Annotated in this window: 5 protein-coding genes; 1 reads left to right on the top strand and 4 read right to left on the bottom strand. The window is 74.2% G+C overall.

Features of this window, described 5'->3' with window-relative positions; all coding sequences use genetic code 11:
• Positions 1–15 precede the first annotated feature (15 nt).
• From ABT300_RS24175 to ABT300_RS24165, 3 genes are all read right to left on the bottom strand, one after another.
• Positions 16–696 carry a sigma-70 family RNA polymerase sigma factor gene (locus tag ABT300_RS24175; RefSeq protein ID WP_351679268.1) on the bottom strand — a complete coding sequence of 227 codons (681 nt, stop codon included), beginning with the start codon at positions 694–696 and terminating at the stop codon, positions 16–18.
• Positions 697–966: 270 nt separating this feature from the next.
• Positions 967–1,719, bottom strand: coding sequence for a hypothetical protein (locus ABT300_RS24170; protein ID WP_351679266.1), 753 nt, complete (start codon positions 1,717–1,719; stop codon positions 967–969).
• Between the two features lie 116 nt (positions 1,720–1,835).
• Positions 1,836–3,290 carry a HEAT repeat domain-containing protein gene (locus ABT300_RS24165; protein ID WP_351679264.1) on the bottom strand — a complete coding sequence of 485 codons (1,455 nt, stop codon included), beginning with the start codon at positions 3,288–3,290 and terminating at the stop codon, positions 1,836–1,838.
• Positions 3,291–3,441: 151 nt separating this feature from the next.
• On the opposite strand from ABT300_RS24165, the gene ABT300_RS24160 reads away from it, so the two are divergent.
• On the top strand, positions 3,442–5,691 hold the full coding sequence (locus ABT300_RS24160) for a SpoIIE family protein phosphatase (protein WP_351679262.1): 2,250 nt from the start codon (positions 3,442–3,444) through the stop codon (positions 5,689–5,691).
• 8 nt (positions 5,692–5,699) lie between these two features.
• On the opposite strand, the gene ABT300_RS24155 is transcribed toward ABT300_RS24160, so the two are convergent.
• Complete coding sequence (locus ABT300_RS24155) at positions 5,700–7,013, bottom strand: cytochrome P450 (protein ID WP_351679260.1); 1,314 nt, start codon at positions 7,011–7,013, stop codon at positions 5,700–5,702.
• Between the last annotated feature and the right edge of the window lie 30 nt (positions 7,014–7,043).

The following is a 7,043-nucleotide window of genomic DNA, read 5'->3' as shown; positions in this document are numbered from 1 at the left end:
GGCCGGGGCTCCGCCTCAGGCGGCGACGGCGGTCGGCGTCTCCGCCGCCTCCCCTGCCGCGGCGCCTGAGGCTTCCTCTGCCTCCTCGATGAGGCTGACCAGGGTCGCGCGGGCCCGGGCCACCCGCGAGCGGATCGTCCCGACGGGGCAGCCGCCGGCCTCGGCGGCCTCCGTGTAGGGCAGGCCCGCCAACTGCGTGAGGACGAACGCCTCCCGGCGCTCGGCGGGCAGCGCGTCCAGCAGGTCGAGCAGGGCCACGCCGTCGTCGAAGCCGGGCAGGCCGCCGGGCTGGGCGCGCTCGGCCCAGAGCGTCCAGTCGTCCACGTCGGCCCGCCGCGGCCGGGCGGCGGCGTGGCGCAGGCTGTCGACGACCGTGCGGCGCGCGATGGCCAGCAGCCAGGTGCGCGCCGACGAGCGCCCCTCGAACCGGTGCAGGCTGCCGAGCGCCCGCAGGAACGTGTCCTGCGCGAGGTCGTCGGCCGACTGGCGGTCGGCGGAGAGGTACGTGACATAGCGGACGACGTCCGGATGCAGCGCCCGCACGAACCGGTCGACGGCGTCGGGGTCGCCGGTGCGGGCGGCGAGCGCCCAGCCGGTGGCCGCGTCGTCGGGCGACGTCGTCGTGAGGTGCTGACCGGACGCCGTGCGCCCTCTGTCGCACTGCTCTGACGACAGGGGGAGGACAGGAGTGATCACCTGATGTCCTTCTCGAGTGGTCCGGGACGATCGACGCGGCGCGATGCGACCCAGCACGGCACGGCACGCACGGCACGACGCCCGGGCGGGTGCCCGGGCAGGCGTGCGGGGCGGTGTGCGGGTTGGTGTGCGGGGTCGGCCGCTGCGGAAGGTCCCGGGACGGGAGGGGGTGGGGACGTGCGACGTGTGCACGTCCCGTGCCCGAAGCCTCGGAGCCGGCGGCCGCGACGGACGCGGCGCCGGCAGGACGGTTTCGGGAAACCGGCTGTCTCAGACGACAGCGGTCCCGGCCGGAGGCCCCCGAGAGATGATCGTGTGCGTGAGCGTCAGCCGCCAGATCCGCTCGGCGCGCTCGCGCACCGGCCGCAGGCGTGGCCGGCGCGGTGGGACGGGCAGGGCCGCGAGCGGCAGGAACAGCGGCGCGGCAAGGCGTCCGGCCACGGCGCGCAGGAGCCGGAACGCGGCCCGCTCGCCGTAGCCCAGCCACAGCCCGGTCAGCAGAGCGGCCAGCGTGTGGGCGGCGAGCATGCCCAGCGACGACATGCCGCCGGCGCCGTGCGCCATGTGACCGAGGTGCTCGGCGTGCGCCGCAGTGCCCATGTGCCCGGAACCCATGGAGCTCATGGAGCTCATCGGGCCCATGTCCATCGCGTCCATGGACAGGGAACCGGCGGACACCGAACCGGCGGACACCGAACCCGCGGGCGTCGAGCCCGTCGACGCGCCGCCCATGTCCTGCGCCGTGGAGGCGTTCAGGGACGTCGGCGCCGCGGACCGGCTCCAGGAGAAGGCCGAGTGGAGCGCCCCCTGTGCGACGACCACGACGGTCATCACCAGCGGGAGTCCGCGCTCCCGGCCCGCGAGCGTCCAGCCGACGCCGCTCGTGGCGACGAAACCGGCGGACATCGTCCACCACGGCACGGCGCCGCCCGACATGAGCACGTGTCCGAGGGCGGCGAGCAGCACACAGACGGCCGCGAACACCGCGGCGCGTACCGTGCGCGCACCCCACCCAGCAGTCATGACGGCCTCATCCTCGCATCCGGGCTCCGCTCGTCACGGGTGGGTACGCACGACACCCCGGCCCGCCACTCACTCCGAGAAGAGTGATACAGGACACAGCGCCATGAGGCGATGCCTCAGACCGGAAGCGCCCCTGCCGGGTGGCCGTGTCGGCGGCCGCACGCGGTCAGCGCGAGCACCCCGTGCCCGCTGACGGTCGTCTCCGCTCCGAGGGAGCCTGGGTCGACCGACAGCCTGCGCGCCACGTCGACGGCGTAACACGTGTCGGGGATGGCGAGTTCCTCCTTGACCTGGCGATATCGGACCTGGAACGCCTCGCTGTCCGAGAGGTTCACGCCGTCGAAGGCGTCGTCGGGAAAGCCGTCCTGATGGGGCAACAGGTACCCGGCCTCGGCCGGGTGGGCCGCCCGCCCGTCGCCTGCGCCGCCGAGCGGCCCCGTCTCCCCGTCGGTCCCGTGCGCGTCCTCGTCGCCCTCGTCGCCCTCGTCGTCCTCGGCCGCGTCGAAGGCGTCGTAATAGCGCACCACCTCGCCGCCCTCGGCGATGCACCAGGCGGTCCAGTCGTCCCCGCAGCTCATCCCGTACCAGTGCGCCGCCCCGAACCGCCTGCCGAGGGCCGCGCACCGCTCGCGCACGACGCGTTCGCGGACCTCGTCGCGCAGGGCTTCGTCGGCGTCCTTCTCGCGGTGGGCGTCCTCGGACGGCTCGCCGAAGACGAGTGTCCAGCCGTCCAGCGCCGGGCTGACGAACACCCGGGCGCAGCCCGCGTGTTCGCCGCCGGACCGCCAGTCGTGGCTGTCGTGGTTCCAGGCGGCCGCCCCGGTGCGCAGGGTGACCGGTTCGGCGGCCCCCAGATCGAAGGCGTCCAGCACCGCGCTCTGGTCGGCGCTCGGCACCGCGTACCAGGACCCGCACAGGTGCATGGCCTCCGGGACCTCCGCGATCCGCCTGATCCTCGTCAGTCGTCGCCACGCGGCCAGGTCCCTCGCCTCCAGCGCGGCCGGACCGCCGACGGCGGCGAGCGCCTCCAGCACGCCGGCCCGCAGCCGCGGCCCGGGCGCGGGAGCACGGCGCACCCGCCGCAGCGCGGGCACGGCTCCGCCGCCGATGGCCACGAACGCCCACACGGCTCGCTGCCGGACACTCTCCTGCGGATCCCCCAGCAGCGGGACGAGCTGATCGACGAACTCCAGCGCCGCTTCCCTCCGACACTGGAAGGCGAACACCGCGTCCTCGCGGACCCTGGGGTGCGGGTGGCTCAGCAGCGGTACGTACGCGCCGGCGCCCGCGACCTTCAGCCGCCCGAGCGCCCAGCTGACCCTGCGGGCCGTTTCGCGGGCGCCGGCCGAGGCGGCCCGGGCGAGGGCCGAGGCCAGCGGGGCGAGCGCGGGCTCGCCGATCCGGCACAGCACGTCCGCGCAGACGGTCCAGTCCCCGGGTATCTGCTCGTCGCACAGCGCTTCCAGCACGGGCGCCACGGCTTCGGCGCCGCGTGCCACGAGGGCGTCGCGAGCGGTCCGGGTCTCCTCCAAGGAGCCGGAGAGTCTTTCGATCAACGAGTCTCGGTCCACGAGGGCGACGCTATCCCCGGGCGCCGACATCGATGCCGCCACTCGGCTCGCTCACTGCGAGACCGGTGTGCGCAGGGGGCGTATGGTCCGATATTGAGGGAGTCACTCCTGACCGCGCTCCCTGGCCCTGCGTTTTGGGGAAGGTGAGAACGTGGCGGACGCCGCCGCCGAAGACCGCCGTGCCGGCTCCGGTCCGGAGCTGCTGGAGCCGGTGCTGGTCGATCTCGCACGGCGGACCGGCGCCTCCGTGGCCGCCGTCTATCTGCTGCGGGAGGACGAGCAGGTTCTGCGGCTGGCCGCGCTGGGCGGCACCCCGTGGGAGATCTCCATGCCCTGGGCGCGGGTGGCCCTGAGCGCCCTCTCACCGGTCTCCGACGCCGTGCGGGAGCGGCGCCTGGTCTGGGTGGGCGGGCAGGAGGAGATGGCGCGCCGCTACCCGAGGCTGGCGCTCGTCGTGCCGTACCGCTTCGCGCTGGCCGCCGCCGCCGTGGCCACCGGCGCCGACACCTGGGGCGGGCTGGTGCTGCACTGGCCCGCCTCGCACCCGCCGGAGCTGAGCCCGCACGAGCGGGAGGCCATCACCGGCGCGTGCCACCGGCTGGGCCTGATCCTGCGGCACGCCGCCGAGGACGGTCGGCCGGTGCGGCCCGGGGCGGAACCGCTGATGCTGCCGCCGTTGCGGGCCCGCGCCACGGGACCCGCCGAGGCGCAGGCGGCCGTCGACTTCGTCGAGCGCATCCCCGGCGGCTGCTGCTCACTGGGCGTGGACGGCCGTATCGCCTTCGTCAGCACCAGGGCCGCGGAACTGCTCGGCGCCGGCATCGAGGGCCTGCTCGGCAGGAAGCCGTGGGAGGCCTTGCCCTGGCTGGACGAGCCGGTCGCCGAGGACAGCTACCGGGCGACCGTGCTCAGCCGGGAGCCGGTGTCCTTCACCGCCCTGCGTCCTCCCGACCGGTGGCTGTCGTTCCGGCTCACCCCGGACGCCTCGGGCATCAGCGTGCACATCACGCCCACCCACTCGGCCCACGCCCAGGCGTCGCCCGCCGTCCCGTCCCGGCCGGAAGGGGTCCCGCCGGACGGGGTCGCGTCGAGCGGGGGCGCATCGGACGCGGTCGCGTCGGACGGCGTCGCGTCGAACGGCGTCGCGTCGAGCGGGGGCGCGTCGGACGATCTCGCGTCCACCGGCGCTCCGGGACGGGCGGCCACCCTGTACCACCTGATGCATCTGGCGGCCACGCTCACCGAGGCGGTCGGCGTGCGGGACGTCGTCGACCAGGTCGCCGACCAGGTGCTGCCGGCCTTCGGCGCGGGGGCGCTCGCCCTGATGACGGCCGAGGACGGCAGGCTGCGGATCATCGGCTGCCGGGGCTACTCCGCGGACCTCATGGAACGCTTCGACGCCGAACCGCTCACCTCCGCCACCCCGGCCGTGCGCACGCTGACGACGGGCGTGCCCGCCTTCTTCGGCGGCTTCGCCGAGCTCAAGCGCGCCTACCCGCCCGCAGTGCTGCAGGACGGCATGGGAGCCTGGGCCTTCCTGCCGCTGATCACCTCCGGTCACCCGGTCGGCTCCCTGGTCCTCGCCTACGACCGCCCTCGCGCCTTCGCGCCCGAGGAACGCGCCGTCCTCACCGCCACCGCCGGACTGATCGCGCAGGCCCTCGACCGCGCCCGCCTGTACGACACCAAGCACCAGCTCGCCCACGACCTTCAGGCCGCCCTGCTGCCTCACGCGCTGCCCGACGTCCCCGGCCTGGAGGTGGCCGCGCGCTATCTCCCCGCCACCCGCGGCATGGACGTCGGCGGCGACTTCTACGACCTGATCCGTCTCGACTCCACCACCGCGGCCGCGGCCATCGGCGACGTGCAGGGCCACAACATGACGGCCGCCGCCCTGATGGGCCAGGTCCGCACCGCCGTCCACGCCACCGCGGGCGCGCCCCCGGACGAGGTCCTCGCCCGCACCAACCGGCTGCTCACCGATCTCGACCCCGGGCTGTTCACCAGTTGTCTCTACGCCCAGATCGATCTCGTCGAGCAGCGTGTGCGCCTGGCCGCCGCCGGGCACCCGCCCCCGCTGCTGCGCCGCCCCGACGGCGGCACGGAGATCCTGCGGCTGCCGCCGGGGCTGCTGCTGGGCATCGACCCCGACGTGCCCTACTCGTCCACCGAGGCGCCGCTGCCGCCCGGCTCGGTGCTGGCCCTCTACACCGACGGGCTCGTCGAGGCGCCCGGGGTGGACCTCGACGACGCCGTCGCCGCTCTCGCCCGCCAGCTGGAGCGGGCCGGACCGGGCGGCCTGGACGCCCTCGCCGACACGCTCATCCAGTACGCCCGTCGCTCCGCGCCCCGCAGCGACGACATCGCCCTCCTGCTCATCCGCCCCACCGGGCGGCCCTGACGGCGCGCTCAGGCCAGGGTGACCTCGACCGGCAGCTTCTTGATGCCGTTGACGAAATTGGAGCGGACCCGGGGGACGTCGCCGGTCAGGCGGATGTCGGCGATCCGCGGGATGAGCTCCTCGAACATGATGCGGATCTCGGTGCGGGCGAGCAGGTTGCCCAGGCACAGGTGGGGGCTGCCCTTGCCGAAGGTGACGTGGTCGTTGTGCGGCCGGGCGACGTCGAAGTCGTACGGGTCGCCGAAGACCGCCTCGTCGCGGTTGCCGGAGGCGTACCACATGACCACCTTGTCGCCCTCCCTGACCTGCTTGCCGCCGAGTTCGACGTCCCGGGTCGCGGTGCGGCGGAAGTGGTACACCGGGGAGGCCCAGCGCAGGAACTCCTCGACCGCCGTCGGGATCAGCGAGGGGTCGTCCCGCAGCCGGGCGAGCTGGTCGGGGTGCTGGAGCAGGGCCAGCATGGAGTGGGAGATGGTGTGGCGGGTGGTCTCGTTGCCGGCCACCACCAGGAGCAGGAAGTAGTTGTCGAAGTCCTGTGCGGAGAGCGGGACTCCGTCGCGCGGGACGGTGTTGACGAGCTTGGACACCAGGTCCTGGCCGTCGCCGCCGCGCCGCTGCCGGGCCAGCTCGCGGCCGTACTCGAAGACCTCGAGCGAGGCGGGCGAACGGAACGGCAGATCGCGGTACTTCTCGCTCTCCGCGCTGTGCAGGAGCACGTCGGCGTAGTCCGGGTCGGTGTTGCCGATGATGCGGTTGCCCCAGTCGATGAGCTGCTGGTTGTCCTCCGGCGGCACGTCGAGGAGCCGGGCGAGCACGTTGATGGGGAAGTCGGCGGAGACGTCGGCGACGAAGTCGAAGGAGCCCTTGGCCAGGGCCGCGTCCAGCGTCTTCGCGGTCAGGCCGCGCAGGAAGTCGCTGTAGCTGTTGATGACGCCGGCGCCGAACTGACGCTGGATGACGCTGCGCAGGGCGCGGTGACGGACGCCGTCCATCTCCAGGATCGAGGCGCGCTTCTTGATCTGGTCCTCGTCGACCTCCTCCAGGTTGACGAAGCGGGTGGAGGTGAAGGTGTCGGCGTCGCGGTCGACGCGGGCGATGTCGGCGTGCCGGGTGACCGCCCAGAAGCCGGAGTTGGGGACCTCCTCGGGCTGCCAGTGGACCGGGTCCTGGTGGCGCAGGGTGTGGAACATCCGCCACGGGGTGACGCCGTCGGCGAAGTTGTCGAGGTCGGCGAGGTCCACCCGGTCCAGCGGCAGGGGCTCTTCGAGGGCGGCGCGCAGCTCGGCCCGGCTGGTGGGGGCGGCGGCGGTGGGGCTGTTCATCGGTGATCTCCTGTGCGGGCGGGGCGGGGG

It is taken from the genome of Streptomyces sp. NPDC001027 (genome assembly GCF_040299045.1).
In the GTDB taxonomy this organism is placed as follows: Bacteria; Actinomycetota; Actinomycetes; order Streptomycetales; family Streptomycetaceae; genus Streptomyces.
This window is presented reverse-complemented; position numbering and strand designations above follow the sequence as displayed.